Annotated in this window: 16 protein-coding genes; 3 read left to right on the top strand and 13 right to left on the bottom strand. The window is 63.5% G+C overall.

All coding sequences use genetic code 11. The features are described 5' to 3' along the window. Positions 1–2: 2 nt before the first annotated feature. The 5 genes from GSQ92_RS10690 to GSQ92_RS10670 form a co-directional block, all read right to left on the bottom strand. Positions 3–1,817, bottom strand: a complete 1,815-nt coding sequence (locus tag GSQ92_RS10690; RefSeq protein ID WP_158801770.1) for a sulfite reductase flavoprotein subunit alpha — start codon at positions 1,815–1,817, stop codon at positions 3–5. An 11-nt stretch (positions 1,818–1,828) separates the two neighbouring features. Then, positions 1,829–2,410: a bifunctional precorrin-2 dehydrogenase/sirohydrochlorin ferrochelatase gene (locus GSQ92_RS10685; protein ID WP_158801769.1), complete on the bottom strand. Its 582-nt coding sequence runs from the start codon at positions 2,408–2,410 to the stop codon at positions 1,829–1,831. A gap of 585 nt (positions 2,411–2,995) precedes the next feature. Continuing rightward, positions 2,996–3,646: a hypothetical protein gene (locus GSQ92_RS10680; protein ID WP_158801768.1), complete on the bottom strand. Its 651-nt coding sequence runs from the start codon at positions 3,644–3,646 to the stop codon at positions 2,996–2,998. 355 nt (positions 3,647–4,001) lie between these two features. After that, on the bottom strand, positions 4,002–5,099 hold the full coding sequence (locus tag GSQ92_RS10675; RefSeq protein WP_254065507.1) for an alpha-E domain-containing protein: 1,098 nt from the start codon (positions 5,097–5,099) through the stop codon (positions 4,002–4,004). Beyond that, entirely contained in the window at positions 5,096–6,454 is a 1,359-nt protein-coding gene (locus GSQ92_RS10670) for a circularly permuted type 2 ATP-grasp protein (RefSeq protein ID WP_371417967.1), read from the bottom strand. The genes GSQ92_RS10675 and GSQ92_RS10670 overlap by 4 nt, the downstream gene beginning before the upstream one ends. A 339-nt stretch (positions 6,455–6,793) precedes the next feature. Here GSQ92_RS10670 and GSQ92_RS10665 point away from each other — a divergent pair, with 339 nt between their 5' ends. Further along, entirely contained in the window at positions 6,794–7,408 is a 615-nt protein-coding gene (locus GSQ92_RS10665) for a hypothetical protein (protein ID WP_158801767.1), read from the top strand. 253 nt (positions 7,409–7,661) lie between these two features. Here GSQ92_RS10665 and GSQ92_RS10660 read toward each other — a convergent pair whose 3' ends face one another. The 5 genes from GSQ92_RS10660 to GSQ92_RS10640 all read right to left on the bottom strand — a co-directional run bounded on the left by GSQ92_RS10660 (position 7,662) and on the right by GSQ92_RS10640 (position 12,037). Then, complete coding sequence (locus tag GSQ92_RS10660) at positions 7,662–8,762, bottom strand: OmpA family protein (protein ID WP_158801766.1); 1,101 nt, start codon at positions 8,760–8,762, stop codon at positions 7,662–7,664. A 228-nt stretch (positions 8,763–8,990) separates the two neighbouring features. Beyond that, on the bottom strand, positions 8,991–10,070 hold the full coding sequence (locus GSQ92_RS10655; RefSeq protein ID WP_158801765.1) for an OmpA family protein: 1,080 nt from the start codon (positions 10,068–10,070) through the stop codon (positions 8,991–8,993). A gap of 318 nt (positions 10,071–10,388) precedes the next feature. Then, positions 10,389–10,946, bottom strand: coding sequence for a DUF2155 domain-containing protein (locus GSQ92_RS10650; protein WP_159013429.1), 558 nt, complete (start codon positions 10,944–10,946; stop codon positions 10,389–10,391). 31 nt (positions 10,947–10,977) lie between these two features. Next, positions 10,978–11,514, bottom strand: a complete 537-nt coding sequence (mlaD, locus tag GSQ92_RS10645; protein ID WP_158801763.1) for an outer membrane lipid asymmetry maintenance protein MlaD — start codon at positions 11,512–11,514, stop codon at positions 10,978–10,980. A 1-nt stretch (position 11,515) separates the two neighbouring features. Beyond that, complete coding sequence (locus GSQ92_RS10640) at positions 11,516–12,037, bottom strand: NADH:ubiquinone oxidoreductase subunit NDUFA12 (protein ID WP_371417965.1); 522 nt, start codon at positions 12,035–12,037, stop codon at positions 11,516–11,518. Between the two features lie 42 nt (positions 12,038–12,079). Here GSQ92_RS10640 and GSQ92_RS10635 point away from each other — a divergent pair, with 42 nt between their 5' ends. Together GSQ92_RS10635 and GSQ92_RS10630 are read left to right on the top strand one after the other, a co-directional pair. Then, the gene (locus tag GSQ92_RS10635; protein ID WP_159013428.1) at positions 12,080–13,591 is read left to right on the top strand and encodes a TSCPD domain-containing protein; all 1,512 of its coding nucleotides are present in this window, start codon (positions 12,080–12,082) and stop codon (positions 13,589–13,591) included. Positions 13,592–13,737: 146 nt separating this feature from the next. Next, positions 13,738–15,084 (top strand): UDP-glucose/GDP-mannose dehydrogenase family protein, encoded by a 1,347-nt coding sequence (locus GSQ92_RS10630; RefSeq protein ID WP_216849935.1) that lies wholly within the window; start codon positions 13,738–13,740, stop codon positions 15,082–15,084. A gap of 6 nt (positions 15,085–15,090) precedes the next feature. Here GSQ92_RS10630 and GSQ92_RS10625 read toward each other — a convergent pair whose 3' ends face one another. The 3 genes from GSQ92_RS10625 to GSQ92_RS10615 all read right to left on the bottom strand — a co-directional run bounded on the left by GSQ92_RS10625 (position 15,091) and on the right by GSQ92_RS10615 (position 17,246). Next, the gene (locus GSQ92_RS10625) at positions 15,091–15,582 is read right to left on the bottom strand and encodes a hypothetical protein (RefSeq protein WP_159013427.1); all 492 of its coding nucleotides are present in this window, start codon (positions 15,580–15,582) and stop codon (positions 15,091–15,093) included. 360 nt (positions 15,583–15,942) lie between these two features. After that, on the bottom strand, positions 15,943–16,440 hold the full coding sequence (locus tag GSQ92_RS10620) for a cupin domain-containing protein (RefSeq protein WP_216849934.1): 498 nt from the start codon (positions 16,438–16,440) through the stop codon (positions 15,943–15,945). A gap of 11 nt (positions 16,441–16,451) precedes the next feature. Further along, positions 16,452–17,246, bottom strand: coding sequence for an ROK family protein (locus GSQ92_RS10615; protein WP_159013426.1), 795 nt, complete (start codon positions 17,244–17,246; stop codon positions 16,452–16,454). Positions 17,247–17,295 lie beyond the last annotated feature (49 nt).

The following is a 17,295-nucleotide window of genomic DNA, read 5'->3' as shown; positions in this document are numbered from 1 at the left end:
TTTCAGTAAACGTCGCGCAGATACCGGTTCTCGCGCCGCAGCATATCCAGCTGCGACGTGGCCGCCGTTTCGTCTTTGCCGGTCTGATCGGCGATCACGCGGATCAGCGCGGCATGCACGTCCTTCGCCATGGCATTGGCGTCGCCGCAGACATAGATGGCGGCGCCATCGGCGATCCAGCGCATGAGTTCCGCGCGCTGCTCCCAGATGCGGTGCTGCACGTAAATCTTCTGGCGCTGATCGCGGGAAAAGGCCGTGTCGATGCGGGTGAGCAACCCGGACTTCTGCCAGTCCTGCCATTCCAGCTGATACAGGAAATCATGCGTGAAGTGGCGGTTGCCGAAGATCAGCCAGTTGCGGCCCTTGGCCTCGGTCGCCTCGCGCTGCTGCATGAAGGCGCGGAAGGGCGCCACGCCTGTGCCCGGCCCGATCATGATGACCGCGCGATCGGGATCGGCGGGCAGCCGGAAATGCGGGTTCGGCTTGAGATAGACCTTGATCGTCTGCCCCGCGCGGCGCCGCTCGGCCACATCCACCGACGCCACGCCCCTGCGTTTGCGGCCATGCGTCTCATAGCGCACGGCGGAAACCAGCAGATGGGCCTCGTCCTCGGCGAGCAGGCGGCTGGAGGCAATGGAATAGAGGCGCCCGGGCAGGGGGCGCAGCAAGCTGGTAAGCTGGCTCGCATCCAGCTTCATCGGCGCCGCAGCCAGCAGGTCAATCACCTGCCGGCCGGGCAGCCAGGCCTTCAGCGCGTCAACATCGGCCGCCAGAGTTTTCAGCGCCGCGCTGTCGGTGAGCTTGGCATAGGCCTCGACCTGCGGCCGCGTCAGCGTCGTGATGTCCTGCGCCTCGGTCAGCGCGGTTTGCGCCATGGCATCGCCCGCCAGGCCAGCGACCACCAAAATCTCATCGACAAGAGCGGGGTCGTTGCGTGGCACGATGCCCAGCGCGTCGCCCGGCTCATGCGCGAGGCCGGAGCCTTCGAGGGACAGTTCGGCATGCCAGGTCTCGGCGGAAGAGCCGGTGCCGTTGAGGTTGATAAGTTCCCGGATCTCGGCCTCGAACGGCGTGTTCCGGGTATAGGCCGGTTCGGCCTCATCTTCCTCGCCGGCACCGCCGCGGGCGAAATCGACATGGATGACAGCGCTTTCATCCGCGGGCGCCGCCTTGTCGATCGTCTCTTTCTTAAGCGTTTCAAGGGCGGACTTGATCCACGCCGCCGCCGGCTTCTCGAAATCGACGTCGCACTCGACCACGGGCGCGAGGCGCGTGCCGCCGAGAGCGGCCAGCCGCTCGTCAAAGAGATGGCCGGTCGAGCAGAAGTTCACATAGGCACGGTCGCCCAGCGCCAGCACGCTGAACCGCGTCTTGTCGAAGCGTGGCGCATCCTCCGCCTGCAATGCCTGGAGGAAGTCGGTGGCGCGCTGTGGCGGATCGCCCTCGCCCCAGGTCGCGGCGATGAGCAGCAGGTTCTCGGCCTTGGCGGCCTCGGTGGGCGTGATGTCGGCCACATCGGCGACGCGCGGAGCGAAGCCGAGCTTCTGCGATGCCTTGCGGATATTCGCCGCGAGTGTTTCCGAATTACCGGATTCCGTGGCGTAGAGGATTAGCAGCGGCACCTTCTTGGCCGCAGCGTGGGCCGGTGCTGCGAGCGCGGGTTGAAGCACCGGGCCGGTGGCGGCCTGATAGCCGGCGAGGAAGCCGCTCAGCCAGGCGCGCTGTTCGGGCGAACTTTTCGTGATGACGCCATTAAGCGCGGCGATCTCCTCCGGCCGGAACGGCGCGGTGGGCGGCAGCTGGGGCAAGCTGGGCATGATCGCTCGTGTCACTCTTCGTTCGTGGCCGGCATATCCAGCCAGCCGTTCTGCTTCACCAAGTCCCGGGTCATCGCCGCGAGAGCGGGCAGGCCATGGCCTTCCTGCCGCCACACATCGCGCTTCCGGCTGATCGTTTCCAGCCGCTCGCCCCATTCCGGTCCAAACTCCCGCGCCAGCTGCCCACGGATCGTTTGGGCAAGCCCCGGGCTCCGGCCGCCGGTCGATACTGTAAGCAGTAATGCCCCACGCCTTAGTTCAGCGCTATTGTGGAAGCTGCAATGCTCCCGCCGGTCCTCGACATTGACCAGAACTTTCTGAGCTCGGGCTCGGACGGCTAAGGCCGCCGCCGCCTGCTCCGGCACGCCGACTACCCAGAGGACATCGAGCGCCGCCAGAGCGGCCTCATCGGGCAGGCCATGCCGAAGCTGTGCGCCGGCGGCCTCCGTCAGCGCGTCATCCGCCTCATCACAAAAGCAGAGCGCGCCCTCGGCGCCCCCGGCCAGCAGCAATTGCCATCGCCGGAGGGCCGCCGGCCCATGGCCAGCAAGCGCCATCCGCAGCATCGATGGATCGAGAGAAACCGGATTCATGCCGCCATAGGCAGGATTTCGTCGATCCGGGCAAGATCCGGGCGGGATTTGGAAGGAGAGGGCTCAACTCTGTCGGAAGGAGAGAAAATCCTTCCAAATCTCGCGCAGAAAGGAGTGCGGCCTGATTCGATTCTTACCTCGTTATCAGCGCGTGTCGGTTCCGAGGCGTTGCGCAGGCCCGTACGTGACTTCAATGTTCTAACGGCGAACGATGAATTTGCGGTGGAAGAAGGAGCGAGTAAGCCTGATATAATCGAGGAGAGACGGAGCCCTGCCCCATTCGGCAAAAGACCTATCCCGTCGCACTTTCTCGATCACGCTAATACCCGATGTAACGGAATTCGAATGGACCATGCGTCATGGCCGTTCTCATGTCTTCGTTCAAAGGGTGAGTAACTCTGGATGTTTAAGGAAATCCGTCACATTCTCTCTGGTCGTCGGCCGAAGGATCGAGTCTAGGCGCGGCCCAGGCCGGCTCCACGAAAAAACAAGCCTTAGATAATGTCGGGGTAAGTCCTTGGTTGAGTCGGAAGACTGAGCCGCGGGCGCAGGGCGAGCCTCTTGTCGCAAGGGCATGAGAATCGATCAATTCTGCGGTCCAAAGTAACCGAACAAGGGTGAACGCTTTGTCTTCGGATCGATGGACCGCATAAAGTTGAACTCAGGATGCCTGTGGATAAAATAAGTCATTGCGGTCAGCAATTCATTCGAATTGGATGGCCTGTGTGTGATGCACTCATAAATTTCTGCTGCGGAGAACTCGTGTCCTGGATTGGCCAAAAGGAACTTCACCCATCCGCGTGGCTGGAAGAGCACAGCTTGAGTTGCGAGGTGTGTTTCCCCCCACTCCTTCAGCTCCTGTACCCGGAAAGTTAGTAACTGCTCTTGCTGCCGTTGGAGCGCCTTTTTCAGTTCCTTCTGCAGTCGAAGTTCCCCTGCCAGGAGCTCCCTTGGTCGTTTGTTCGGGTCCATCTCACATTGCGCTGCTGGAAGCCCGCGTAACACATAGGAAGGCGGCGGCTGGTGCGGAGCGGGCTCATACTGATGAAACCCATAGTGTGTGGGCCAAGGATCGAACGGGTTTACGGCGGTAAAAGGCGAAGGATTGATGGCCTGTGGCGGAAGGGCCGGGATGAAGGGCGGAGTTCCTTGCGCGTTCGATTGAGGTTGGCCTGAATTGACGAGAGTAAAATCCGGGCTGTACGGGATTGACGAAACGGGAGCGTCCCCCGACATCGGCAAGCACCTACGCAATGTATCCTCAAAGGAACCAGGCCCAGAGTACGAAACACCTGCGTGGTAGGGAGTATAACCAACCCGCGCGTTTCTGTTGGTGATGTACATGTTTGTCGTTTTTGGCACGGTTCTCTCCGGCTGCAATGATCGGGCCTCTCTCTCTCGTCGAGAGCCTTGAGCGAGCTGCTCAGCGAGGAAATGCACCGTCCTTTGTTCACCGAAGATGAAAATGCGATCCATCTCATAGAATAGAGACACGACTTCGCAGCGCGATATTCGGCTCTTCGTGGATCACAGAACAACCAATCCGCGACGAAACTCAGCGCAGCGAACCCTGACGCGTCCCGAGCCGTGATTAGCTCGTGATCCCGCCGTCCGCCGTGGAGCGTAAAGTCGTGCCTTGAGACTGGCTCTGCGATTGCGAGCCTCCGCCGCTCTGGCTCTGGCTTTGACTTTGGGATTGCTCAGTCGCAACCTCGGGCTCGGCTGGACGCCAGTCGCGGAAGAAGGCGCGGCCGATTACCGCGGCAAGCGTAATGAGGTCGCGCTGCATGGCGTCGAGGAAATCATGCAGACCGTCCTGGATGATCTGCTTCGCGGTGCGGTCCAGCAGTGCGCCGCGCATCTCCTCGATCTGCTCGAGCGCCGTCAGCGTCCCGCGCAGCCCGTAGCTGGTGCGGAGCTGGGTGAGGTGCCATTCCGCCTGACTGAGGCATAGCCGCACGCTGCGCGGAAAGCACGGGTCGGCGAGCAGGAAAGAGACCACCTGGTCGCCGCTGAAATCCACCGGCGCGATGCGGCGGAAGGCGTGATAGCCCGCCACCGCGCGCAGCATGCCGCCCCACTGCGTGCGCTCCTCAAGCTGACGCTCCTCCCGGCCGTTCGGCGCGAGGCGATGGAACTTGATGTCGAGCAATCGTGTGGTCTGGTCCGCTCGCTCGATAAGGCGGCCGAGTTCGTAGAAATGCCAGCCCTGGTCACGGAAGAACGTGCCCTCGGTGATTCCGGTATGGGTTTGTACCGCTTCCTTGATGCGGGTGCAAAGACGGGAAAGCGCATCGCCCCGCAGCTCCCAATCCTGAACCGTCGCGAGTTCGCGGTGGAAGACATTGAGGTGCTTCCACATCTCGGTACTGATGATCGGCCGCAAGGTGCGGGCATTCGTGCGCGCGGCCTCGATCGAGCCGATCACCGAACTGGGGTTGGAAGTGTCGAGCAGGTAGTAATGCTTGACCGCTTCGGGATCGAGCACCGTGTGATTTTTGGCGAAATGCTCCTCGTCGGCATGGATGCGAATGAGCGCATCCCAAGCCTCGGCCTCCAATCCTGGACTTTCGAAAGTCTGCGTCACATCCACAAGGCGAGCGAGGTTCTCAACGCGCTCCATATAGCGGGCGAGCCAGAACAGTCCCTCGGCATAGCGGGCGAGAAGCGGCATCTCCTGCACGCTCACGCGGCTGTCTCCGCGATCACCCAGGTATCCTTGGACCCGCCGCCCTGCGAGGAATTGACGACGAGGCTCCCCGCCTTGAGCGCGACGCGGGAGAGGCCGCCTGGCAAAACCCAGGTGCTGCGCCCGGTCACAGCAAAAGGCCGCAGATCGAGATGGCGCGGCCGGATGCCTTCGGGGGTCAGCGTGGGACCCACGGAAAGCCCGATCATCGGCTGGCTGATCCAGTTCGAGGGATCGGCGAGCAGCGCGGCCCGTGCGGCATCAAGCTCCGCGAGGGTGGAGCGCGGACCAATGGTGATGCCGTAGCCACCGGATTCACCCACCGGCTTGATGACGAGCTCATGCAGCCGGTCAAGCGTCACCGCCAGGCCGGCAGCCTCGCGACAGATATTGGTCTCGACGTTCAGCAGGATCGGCTCCTGATCGAGGTAATATTTAATGATGCGCGGCATATAGGCATAGACCGCCTTGTCATCCGCGACCCCGGTTCCGACGGCATTGGCGATCGCCACATTGCCTTTGCGCCAGGCCGCGATGAGCCCCGGCACACCGATCATGCTGTCCGGGCGAAATACCAGAGGATCGAGAAAGTCGTCACCTAATCGGCGGTAGATCGAATGCACCGCGCGTAGCCCTGAGGTCGTGCGCATGAAAACGCGGTCGTTCTCGATGACGAGGTCGGCGCCTTCCACCAGCGGCACGCCCATCTCGCGGGCGAGGAAGACATGCTCGAAATAGGCGGAGTTGTAGATGCCAGGCGAAAGCAGCACGACTTGCGGATCCAGCACACCCTCTGGTGCGATCTCCGTCAACGCCTCTCGCAAGCGCATGCCGTAGTCATCGACCGGCCGCAGCGCCATGCCGGCGAGCAGATCGGGAAAGGCGCGCCGCATCAGATGGCGGTTCTCGATAACGTAGGAAACGCCGGAGGGGGTGCGCGCATTGTCCTCCAGCACGCGGAACTCGCCGTGCTCGTCGCGCACGATGTCGATGCCGCAGATATGGGCATAGGTTCCGAAGCGAACCGGGAAATGTTCCATCTCCGGGCGGTAGTTGGAGTTGCCGAGGATGAGGTCGGCGGGAACGATTCCGTCGCTGATGATGTGCCGGTCGTGGTAGATGTCGTGGAGGAAGCAGTTGATCGCCGCGACGCGTTGCCGCACGCCGGCTTCCAGCTTGCGCCATTCCGCAGCGGTGATGATGCGCGGGATGCAGTCGAAGGGCAGGATGCGATCGATCGCGCGGGCCTCGGAATAGACCGTGAAGGTAATGCCGAGGCTCATCAGGTCATTTTCGGCGGCGGTCGCCCGGGCGCGCAGACCCTCCAGACCGATGGCCGAGATCCGATCGCGCACCGCCTGCCCAGCTCCGCCATCGCCTGCGCGGCCGGCCGAGAGCTCATCGACGAAGCCACCTGGATCGCAGTCTGCAAACAGATCTTGCGTGATAATATCGGCTTCCTCGGTTCGTGTTGACCTTTCGGCTATAAGCTGTTTGCCGCAGGGCTGCCAGACCCCTAGAAATGGCTGCTTGCTCGGCTAACGCTGTCCGCCAAAGGCCCCAGGAGCAATGGATTTCCGGCAGGAATTTATTTGCAAATCTGAGGAATACCGGCTTTACCTCACCCAACTCGCGGAGGTCGGGAGGCTCCTTCCTCCCCGATTTCAACGAGTTTCATCCGTCCGGAGTTCGACATGCGCCGCCTGATCGCTGGATTAATGGCAACCGCCTTGCTCATGCCCGGCGTGGCGAGCGCCGCCTGTCTCAAAACATACGAGGGCACCGCCCTCAATGTGGCCGGGCTCAAGAGCCAGCTCATGGTGACCGCACTCTCCTGCGACACCCGCGACCGCTACAACACCTTCATCCTGGCATTCCGACCGACGTTGATGAGTGAGGATAACGCGCTCAATTCCTATTTCTCGCACCACTACCGCCACAACTGGCGGTCTGAGCATGACGCCTACATTACCCAGCTCGCCAATGTGCAGTCCGAGGCGGGGATCAAGCAGGGCACCTTATTCTGCCAGCAGAACGTAGGCCTGTTCGATCAGGTGGCCAAGTTCAGGACCGGCACACAGATGGCGGAATTCGCCAACAACGCGCCGCTGATCCTGCCTTTTCCAGTGGAGATCTGTGGTTTCCATCGCGTCCCGGTGGCCGCGCCGGTAATTCAGACCGTGGCGGATCAGACCGGCAAGCCAGTGGCTGCTGGCGGCACGGCAGCCGCGCCGCCTGCTGCTCCGGCGACCGGGAAGAAAGGCAATTTCTTCGGCAATATCGCCCACGGTATCGGCAGCATCTTCTAAGGCGTGATGTCTTTGGTCTGAACAGGGACCCAAACTCTCGTCATGGCACGCGAAGGCGTGCCATCCACGCCTTGCCTTCGTGACCCAAGCGAAGGCGTGGATGCTCGGCCTTCGCCGAGCATGACGTGGTGGAACGCATATGGTGCGATCCAAAGACGTCCTGCTCCAGCCCGGGCGCCCGCGCCTTCCTCGAGCGAAAAACGGATTAGGGAAGGCCGACGGCGGCCTTCTTTGTTGGCCGACAGGAAGACGCTTACCGCACGATGACCTCGACCCGGCGGTTGCGCGCTTGCCGCACGCCTGGTCCGGTGACGACCAGCAGATGCGTCTGCCCAAAGCCCAGATCCGTGATCGCATTCGGGGGCACGCCGTCGGCGACAAGCTGGGTTCGGACGACGGCCGCCCGGTGCGCCGAGAGACCAAGATTATAGGCCGCCGAGCCCGAGGTATCGGTGTAGCCGTTAACAGCGATCCGCGTGAATTCGGTGCGGTTCGACGCGGCCGCGGCCTCCGCGATGATGTCCCTCGTCTGCGGCGTCAGGTTCGCCTTGTCCCAACCAAAGAAAACAAGATAGCTGCGCGCCGACTCGGCCGAAGGCGCGACATCCACGACGGGCGGCGGAGGCGTCGGCCGCGCGGAGTCGAAGGCGTAGCGCAGCCCGATGAGCCCAACATTGTCATAGACCGGCGACAGCTTGGTTTCGCCATCGACGGTTTGGTTGTCGATCGCCGCGTTCGAGTCGAACTTGCTTTGGTCGGTGGTGCCGAGGAAGTGGTATTCAGCCGTGAGCGACAAACCGGGAACAGGCAAGATCGGCACGGCGAGCCCGGCGATACCCTGAAAGGCAAAACTGCCCTCGGTGCCCTGCGCGGTCACGGGGTTCACATTGTATGTTACCCGCGAGAGGTCCTGCCAGGCGTAGCCAGCGCCGGCGCCGAGATAGGGATAGAGGTACGGCGTGCCGACATCGATATCGTACAGCGCGTTGACGAAGGCGCCATATTTCCGGTTCGTACCGCTGGCCCGCGTCGTGCCGTAATAGGGATCGGAGGCATTGTGGACGTCGCTCGGCAGATAAATGCCCTCAACCTCCAGCCGCAAACCATTGCCGAGGCCGTAACCCAGGCTGCCGCTGGCCGCGACGCCGCTATCGTAATTGAGCTTGTTCCCGGCGCCGACGGAGTCACCGGTGAAAGCCGGACCGGCAAGGACCTTCTGGCTTTGCTGCCAGTTGAGCCCGGCGCCGCCCCCGATATAGATGCCCGTCACCGGCTGGGCCGCGGCCTCTGTCGCCAAGATCAAAGTAGGGGCGGCGAGCACTGTCGCTGTCAGTGCCACCCTTCGAAACGTCATTCCGGCTCTCCTCGATCGACTGAAACACGCCCGGCAAGCCACGCGCCGAGACGCGTGCTGCCGCATGAGATTCATCGTCTGACAGTGGAGAGTTACCTCGGGCTTAACTAAATCGAGGCTTCAGCCCGAGGCAGGGAAGCGTCAACGTTATGCCGCAAAAAAGAAAAGGGGGCGTCCCGGCTGGGACGCCCCCTTTCATCGTCGAGACAAGCTTCCTGGAAAGGAAACTTACTTGATGATGATTTCCACGCGACGGTTCTGCGGCTCGCGCACGCCCGGGCCCGTGGGCACCAGGAGATGCGTCTCGCCATAGCCCGCGATGGAGATCGCGGTAGCGGGAACGCCGTCGGCGATCAACTGCGCCTGGACGCTCTTGGCGCGACGGATAGACAGACCCTGGTTGTAGGTCGGCGTGCCCGACGTGTCGGTGTAGCCGTTGACCTCGATCTGCGTGTACTGGACGTGGGTCGAGTTCGCGGCCGCCTCGGCGACGATCTCCTTGGCGCGAGGCGTCAGGTAGTACTTATCCCAGTCGAAGAACACGAGGTAGGTGCGTGCCGGTGCCGGAGCGGGAGCCACGACAGGGGCCGGCGGCGGCGGCGGCGGGGACGGCGTGTTGAAAGCATAGCGCAGGCCGACCATGACCGACTGATTAACAGCTGGGCCAAAGGTGTAGGTGGACGGCGTGCCCTCGAACGAACCGCTGAACTTCTCCTTAGCCGTCGTGCCGATGTAGTGGTAGTCGGCGGTGATGGAGAGGCCCGGAGCGGGCGGGATCGGAACCGAGAAGCCGACGATGCCCTGATAGGCAATGCTGCCGTAGGTGCCGTTAATGCTATCCACGCCGGCGGAGTTGATGCTGGCGTTGTCAATGTTGGTCCACAGATAGCCGACGCCGGCACCAACATAGGGATAGAAGAAGGGTAGGCCCACATCGACGTCATACAGGGCGTTAACGAACGCGCCGTATTTCTGCGTGTAGCCGTGGAAATCGAACTTCGGAGCGATGAACCCTGGCTTCAGCTTGTTAAGCTGCTGGCGCAGATACATGCCTTCGACTTCGAAGCGGAGGCCGTTGCCGAGGCCGTAGCCGACGCTACCTTCGCCGGAAACACTGCCCTGGAAGTAGGTGCGGCTCCCACCAAGACCACCAGGAGCGTACACGAGCTTCTGGGTGCTCTGGTAGTTATAGCCGGCGCCAGCGCCGACGTAGAGACCGCTGATGGGCTGAGCCATTGCCATGTGGGACAGGGCAAAAGCCGGGACCGCCATCACAGTCGCTGCTAGAAGCGCACTGCGGAGCTTCATTCTGTTTCTCCTCTCTGACCGACGCAATACCATTCAGCCCGGGCGGTCGCGCGGCGGCGTTGCCTGCTGTTCGGTTCAGCTGATTTACCACCTTCCGTGGCTATTCCCATACATGTCGCAGCGTTTTCGACACACCGTGATATGTTAGCAACAGTTGGCACTCAGCAACCCCAGGTTGGAATTCGCAACGCTCTACGCTCGCCATTTCGTCATCCGAGACGCCTGGTTAGGCTTCGGGCGTAACGGAAACATTGCAAAGCGTATTTTCACTAACGCGTGAACTCGCGCGCGGGTGGTCTCATCAGATATCCGGCCGCTTCAGCTGCATTGGCCGACTGCGATGTCAGTCACCGGATCGGCGAGACCCGAGAGACCCGGCTCGGCCCGCATTAGCCAGCCATAGAAGGGCGGCGGTGCGTCTGGCCGATGGTCCACAACCTGAAGGAACACGGCGGCATCGGGCGGAACATTGGGAGGCCGGACGTAACAGGCGAGCACCGTGATCTGCAGGGTGCGAACGGTGAATGGTTTGCCCAGCGCCGCCGTCACGCGATTCGTCGTGCCGTAAATCTTGTCGAGGATGATGAGGTCCGCCGTGGACTTCGGTGTCCAGTCGGGCGGCGCGGCCGTTCCTGATGCTGTCGCGGCGGCGGTGTCCGGCTCGGGTATCGGGGGCAGGGCAGGAGGCTTGGGAACTCCGGGCGCGGCGGGAACGCCGTTTCCCAAGACCCGGCTCGGATCCGTATTGGCAGGCGCCGAGAGATCCTGCGCGCTGATGGCACCGCTGGTCTGGGCAATCGCCGCCCCGACCAGGAGGGCGCTCCCAGAGAGCATCAGGAGGGCCGCGGCGGCGAAAAAGCGCATGACGCGCGTCACGGATGGCGCGGAAGCACGGCGCTGCGAGCCTTCACTGAGTCGACCCCGCGCCGGCGGGAGCGGCGCCGGTGTCATGCGTCGCGCCACCGCTTGCTCCGCCCGATTTCTGCAGCGAGGAAACGAGGTCGGTCACGCTGAAGATGAACTTGCCCAGCAGTTCCTCGAGGCTGACCGAGGATTGCGTGATGGTCACCCGGCCGCCCGACTTGATCATCGCATCGGCGCCGCCGGGCACGAGGGAGAGATACTTCCCTCCCAGCAAGCCGTCGCTGCTGATCTCGGCGCTGCTGTCGGTGGGCAGTTTGATCGCGTTGGAAACCGTGAAATTGACGTCCGCGAGATAGGTTCGCGGATCGATCGATGTGCCGATGACGGTTCCGACCTTCACACCAGCCATCCGCACGTCCGAACCGGAGGAGATTCCGTCGATGCGGTCGAACTGAGCGGTCAGCGGATAGCCGGGAACGCTCGCGGCACCTGAGGTCGCGAGCGCATAGGCCAGGAAACCCGCGGCCACGATGAGTACAACAAAACCGGCCGAAAGCTCGGCCACACTACGGCGCGCCATCCTAAACTCCTGGCGTCCCGGCATCGGTTGATCCCGCTTCGGGTGACCAGGCTTCGTAATCGCCGGTCGCCCGGCTGCGCGTGCCGCCGCTGTAATCGTGGCCGGGCGGCCGGTAGCTGAAAGGCGTTCCGGTGCGGTTCGGAAGATGTGGCTTTTGCCAGGGATGGCGCGGCACATCGGTCAACGGCGCATCGGTCGTATAATGCAGCCAGGAGTGCCATTCCGGCGGCACGGTCGAGGCCTCCGGTGCGCCTCGATAGAGCACCCAGCGACGTTGCCGCCGTCCACGGCTCAGCCCGCGCTCCTGGAAATACCGATTGCCGAAGCTATCCTGCCCCACAGCGCGACCGCGCAGCGAGGTGAAAAGGCGGGTGCCGAGATAACCGATCGTCGCAAGGGTCATCTCGCCCATATAGGCGATGCCCGGCCGCTGGTCCAACAGACGGTTTGTGACAGGGGCCGGATTGCCGCGACGCTCGTCGCACCACAAGATTATGTGGGTAACTTGCGAATCCGCCACCATATGCGCTTCCAAGCGACAACCGGCACGATTAAGGTCCGACCCATGAGAACGACTAAAGCTTGGCAGGGCGTACGACTGCGCGAGGTTAATGCCGCCGCTGAGGTGGATGACGCGCCACGGCGCGTCACTCTACCCGCGTCATGGGACGATGCGGCAGCGTCGGCAGTCGCGGCGCTTGCGCCACCGTCCGGCGCAGTTTCTCTGCCGAATCTCGCCGAGGCGTGGATCCGTCGTGCGGCGCGGGCGGCCGAATGTCGTGCGACGGGGGCGGGCGCCGATCTCGCCACTCGCCTCGAACAGGCGCTTGTCATGCGGCGAGCCGCGCCTTCGAGCGCGATATGGACCAGCGGGTCAGGCGCCGTCGAACAACCCGGCTTCATCCTGAACCTGCCCGCCTACCTCGACCCGGTAACCGGCTTCGACGATGCGGCTTTCGCGCGCGACGTCGCCATGGCGGTTGAATGCCTGACGCTGCTCCATCCCTCCGTGCCGAGGCTCGCCTTGGAAGTCGCGGATCTGCATGGGCTGCTCGCCGGCCTCGGCCTGCTCTATGACAGCGAGACGGCGCGGCAGGCGGCGGTATTGGTTGCCAGCCTTCTGCGGGGCGCGGCCGATTCCGCGTCAGCTCACCTAGTTGATGTCACCCAGCGCGAGATTTCCCCGCAACCTTGGCCCGCGCCGCGGAGTGTGGCCGCCTTTCCGGCACTCTCTGCTGCCGCCACGCGCGCCCATGCCCATGCCGCGGCGTTGAATCGCGTCGCGCATGAAGCGCTGCTCGGCGGCGAGGATGCGGTCGTCGCGGCCTTGCTGGGCGCAGAGACCTTGGGTTTGGCTCCGGCTTTCTCGCCAGTCGATGCCACGGGCCGGCTCACCCGTGCCACCGCGTCCTTCCTCGTCGCGCGCGGCCTGACGGTTGAGGCAGCCTTGGCGGCCCAACTCACCGGCGCGGATCTTTTGCCGGAAAGCTCAGTGCAATCCGCGACCGCCATGGCGGCCGCCCTACAATCGATCCTGCCGATCGCCGCGCCTCTTCTGCTGAGTGATCTTGCACCGGCCGCGCTGTCGGCCGCAGGTTCGCCGCCCTCCGCTGTGCCCGTCGAACTGCCAGCGCGCCGCAGCGGCACGCTGCAGAAGGCGACGGTTGGCGGTCACCGGCTTTACCTCACGACGGCCGAGTATCCGGATGGTCGCCTCGGCGAGATCGGCATCGCGCTGCACAAGGAGGGGCCGGCGTTCCGCGGCCTGATGGACGCCTTTGCCCAGGCGGTCAGCCTCGGGCTGCAGCACGGCGTGCCGCTCGAAGCCTATGTCGAGGCCTTTGTCGGGCTGCGCTTCGGACCCGGCGGAGCGGTGGAGGGCGATGTCGCCGTGGCCTCAGCGACATCGCTGATCGACTATGTCTTCCGCCACCTCGCCGCCGCGCATCTTGGCCGCAACTTGCCCAAGCCGGAGATGGTCGAGATGCCGGAGCCGGTGCCGGCATCGCCTTGGCTGCCGCTCGACCTGCCGCAGGACACCGCGCCGCGCCGCCGCAAACTGCGATTGGTCTCCTGATTTAACTCCCTGCGGCCTCGCCCCGGTCCAGACGCGAATCCGCCATCTTTAAGTCGGTACCGTCAGACATTCTAACCGAGCCGGCAATGTTGCGGCCCCGTCCAATGTGTTAAGGCGGGCTCTGCCATAGCCAAAGGAGCGGGCGCTTGCGTGTCACTATGATTGGCGGCGGCTACGTAGGTTTGGTGTCCGGCGCCTGCTTCGCGGAATTCGGCATGGAGGTCACCATTGTCGAGGCCGATGAGCGCAAGCTCGGCGCGCTAAGGGAAGGCCGCATCCCGATCTTCGAGCCGGGGCTTGACCGGCTGGTTTCCGAGAATGTCGCTGCCGGACGCCTCTCCTTCACGGGTGACATGGATGAAGGCCTTGCCGATGCGGAGGTCGTTTTCATCGCGGTGGGCACACCGACGCGGCGCGGCGATGGTCACGCCGACCTTACCTACGTGTACCAGGCCGCCCAGCAGGTCGCGCGCAAGCTCAAGAATTACGCCGTCATTGTAACGAAATCGACCGTTCCGGTCGGGACCGGCCGGCGCGTCGCTGAGATCGTCCGTGAGACGCGGCCTGATCTCGACTTCGATGTCGCCTCCAATCCCGAATTCCTGCGCGAGGGCAATGCGATTGGGGATTTCATGCGGCCGGACCGCGTGGTGATCGGCGTCGAGAGCGACCGTGCGGCGGAGATCCTGCGCACCCTCTATCGCCCGCTCTTCCTGATCGAGACGCCGATCATCGTAACCTCGATCGAGACGGCGGAACTCACGAAATACGCCGCCAACTCCTTCCTCGCGATGAAGGTGACCTTCATCAACGAGGTTGCCGATCTTTGCGAGCGGGTCGGCGCGGATGTCCATGACGTGGCGCGCGGGATGGGGCTGGACGGTCGGATCGGGCGGAAGTTTCTGCATCCCGGCCCGGGTTTCGGTGGCTCCTGCTTTCCGAAGGACACGCTCGCCATGGCACGCATCGGCCAGGATGCGGGTGCGCCGCAACGGCTCGTCGAAACTGTTGTCACGGTCAATGACGCGCGCAAAAGCACGATGGCGCGGCGCGTTATCCTTGCCTGCGGCGGCTCTGTGCGAGGCAAGCGCATCGCGGTCTGGGGGCTTACCTTCAAGCCCGAGACCGACGACATGCGTGATGCGCCGTCGATCCCCATCGTCAGCCGTCTGGTCGAGGATGGCGCTGAATTGCACGTTTTCGACCCGGAAGGGATGGAGCAGGCGAAGCCGCATCTGCCGCCGGGGGTGATCTACGCGAGCGATCCGATCGAGGCCGTGACTGGCGCCGATGCTTTGGTGGTGGTGACGGAATGGAACGTCTTCCGCGCGGTTGCGCCCTTGCGGCTGAAGGCCCTGATGCGCGGAAGCGTCATCGTCGATCTGCGCAACATTTTCGATCCGGTCGCGATCCGCATGGCTGGCTTCGCCTATCACGCGATCGGCCGCGCTCTACCGCCGGTCGAGGAAGCGGCGCGGCGGGGCGCGGCGTGATCCGGATCAGTTGGGGCGCTTGAGGTTGATCGTCACGCCAAATGGCCGATAGCTGATCCCACGATCAGCCAATGTGCGGTTGAGGTGAGCGAGGCTTTGGTGGTTTGAGCCGTCGGCCGGATCCATCAGGCTTCCGTCGGGCCGCTCCAGCAAGGCGTGTCCCGAGACGTCGCCGCCTTTAACGCTTGCATCGACCATCACGATTCGGCGGCATGTATTGTCGATCCGATCGATCGGCCGCCCTGCCTCCACATTAATCCCAGCGGCTTTCGCACGGCTCAATAGATACGCCTGCTCGTGTCCGTCTTTTCCGGGGTTTGTGGTCGTCGACAGGCTGATCGTGCTTTCTATCCCCATCATCTTAGCTACGCGGGCGACGGAAAGATTGGTCACGCCACCGTCCCTCGCGGGCGCCTCTTTTAGACGAACCATTTCCCGGAAGAAGCTGGCCTCGATAGCCTTCTGCTCGTGACGGTTGACGGGCGGAATGAGCTTCATCTCCAGGCAAGCGCATAGCAAAACCGCCGACGCGCAGGATTCGGGATTGCTCTGCTTGGGAGAGAATTTGCTGATCCGCTCGGCGGCGCGGTCTCGACGCTCTGCGCGTCCGTTAGTATGGCGTGTCGAGTTTTGGACTGAGGCGAGAGCGCGCGAGAAGGCGCCTCCGGAGAGGGGGGACGCATCGCCCATGAGATAAGGCCCGAGCCAGACGGGCATCTGCACCTGCGTCATTGAATCGCCTAGGAGGTCGCGGGGTCTCAGGCGTAATCGCAATGGTTTACCCAAACGCTAATACGACACGCCGTTCCGAAACCGAGCCCTCTCCGATGCCGCCGCATGAGCGGGCTGCGCGCAGTCTCAGGCTTTGCACCACAACCTCTCATAAGTCTCGTCCGGCCCGACTGGGCCGCAGTTTGGGAACGGTAGCATTGCGATGCGTTTGATCATCGCGAGGGTGGCGGGGCCGCGCTCGATATCCGCGCTCTGGCCCGGTGGATAGGCGCCGACGACGAGAAACTCATCGGTCGCTTCCAGCAAACGGTGACCCGTCCCGGCGGGCAGCAAGACGACATCGCCAGCCGTTACAGTCACCGCCTGACCGGAGGGGCCGCCCAGCAGCAACCGCGCACCTCCGCCAGCGATGCCCAGCACTTCATGCGCGGCGGAGTGGAAGTGGTGGAAGTCGTAGACGCCGTCACGCCATTGCGGCGGCCAGCCGCTGCGCGCGAAAAGCGTCTCCTGCGCCGCCGGGCCCGCTTGCGGCGCGACCGCGCCACGATAGAGCAGCGCAGGCAGATGCGGATGGTTTGGCATGCCGCCGCTCAGCGCGAAACGCAGGACTTCCGGCGGCGGCATCTGGCGTGGCGCTAGGTCTTGTCCGCCGTCACGCTGTGCTGGTGCCGGTCGCCGCTATTGGCGCCCCATAGCCGCGCTCCGCCGTCAATGCCGGCCTCGTTGGAGACCAGAGTGATGTTGGAGGGCAGATCGAACGTCACGAGCCGCGAATTGCCTCCGCCAATGAACAAATGGTCGTAATGCGTCAGCGCCTCGACGATCGCGACGACCTTCTGCACCCGCTTGTTCCAGCGCTTCTTGCCGACCTTTTTGAGCGCCTCAGCGCCGACATAAAGGTCGTAGGTCTTGTCGCCATGCACGGGATGCGTCGAAAGTTCGAGATGCGGGGCGAGTTCGCCATTGTGGAAAATGCCCGTGCCGCAGCCGGTGCCGAGGGTGAGGATGAACTCCAGGCCTTTCCCCTCGATGACGGCGAGACCCTGCATCTCCGCGTCATTCACAACCCTTGTGGGCTTGCCCAGGCGCTCAGTGACGAGTGCCGCAAGATCGACACCGTGCCAAACTTCCTCGCCGAGATGAGGAGCGGTCAGGATCGTGTTGTCTCGCACGGCGCCGGGAAAGCCGATGGCGATGCGGTCATAGGGTGGCAGCGGCGTCACCAACTTCGCGATCGCCTCTACGAGCACGCCGGGCGGAGAGGGGTGCGGCGTGCTCACGCGCACTTTCTCGGCAAGCATCTTGCCATTATTGTCGATCACCGAGGCTTTGAGTCCGGTGCCGCCGATGTCGATGCCGAGAATGCCCGGTCCCGCGGCATCGGTCGCTTCCGTGGTAGCCTGCGGGCGCGCCTCGCTCCGTTTCGCCATCTCGACCTCCCTTATGCAGCGTGATTCGAACGATCACATGCCGCCTGTG

Source organism: Acidisoma sp. S159, from assembly GCF_009766125.1.
In the GTDB taxonomy this organism is placed as follows: domain Bacteria; phylum Pseudomonadota; class Alphaproteobacteria; order Acetobacterales; family Acetobacteraceae; genus Acidisoma.
The sequence above is the reverse complement of the archived record's forward strand: the minus strand, read 5'-3'. Positions and strand labels throughout refer to the sequence as shown.

Excerpts from the sequence above, each read along its gene's own strand:
- GSQ92_RS10680 (WP_158801768.1), bottom strand. The coding sequence starts at position 3,646 with ATGTCGGGGGACGCTCCCGTTTCGTCAATCCCGTACAGCCCGGATTTT.
- GSQ92_RS10640 (WP_371417965.1), bottom strand. The coding sequence starts at position 12,037 with ATGGTGGCGGATTCGCAAGTTACCCACATAATCTTGTGGTGCGACGAG.
- GSQ92_RS10625 (WP_159013427.1), bottom strand. The coding sequence starts at position 15,582 with ATGAAGCTCATTCCGCCCGTCAACCGTCACGAGCAGAAGGCTATCGAG.
- mlaD (WP_158801763.1), bottom strand. The coding sequence starts at position 11,514 with ATGGCGCGCCGTAGTGTGGCCGAGCTTTCGGCCGGTTTTGTTGTACTC.
- GSQ92_RS10660 (WP_158801766.1), bottom strand. The coding sequence starts at position 8,762 with ATGACGTTTCGAAGGGTGGCACTGACAGCGACAGTGCTCGCCGCCCCT.
- GSQ92_RS10615 (WP_159013426.1), bottom strand. The coding sequence starts at position 17,246 with ATGGCGAAACGGAGCGAGGCGCGCCCGCAGGCTACCACGGAAGCGACC.
- GSQ92_RS10685 (WP_158801769.1), bottom strand. The coding sequence starts at position 2,410 with ATGAATCCGGTTTCTCTCGATCCATCGATGCTGCGGATGGCGCTTGCT.
- GSQ92_RS10620 (WP_216849934.1), bottom strand. The coding sequence starts at position 16,440 with ATGCCGCCGCCGGAAGTCCTGCGTTTCGCGCTGAGCGGCGGCATGCCA.
- GSQ92_RS10665 (WP_158801767.1), top strand. The coding sequence starts at position 6,794 with ATGCGCCGCCTGATCGCTGGATTAATGGCAACCGCCTTGCTCATGCCC.
- GSQ92_RS10635 (WP_159013428.1), top strand. The coding sequence starts at position 12,080 with ATGAGAACGACTAAAGCTTGGCAGGGCGTACGACTGCGCGAGGTTAAT.
- GSQ92_RS10655 (WP_158801765.1), bottom strand. The coding sequence starts at position 10,070 with ATGAAGCTCCGCAGTGCGCTTCTAGCAGCGACTGTGATGGCGGTCCCG.
- GSQ92_RS10690 (WP_158801770.1), bottom strand. The coding sequence starts at position 1,817 with ATGCCCAGCTTGCCCCAGCTGCCGCCCACCGCGCCGTTCCGGCCGGAG.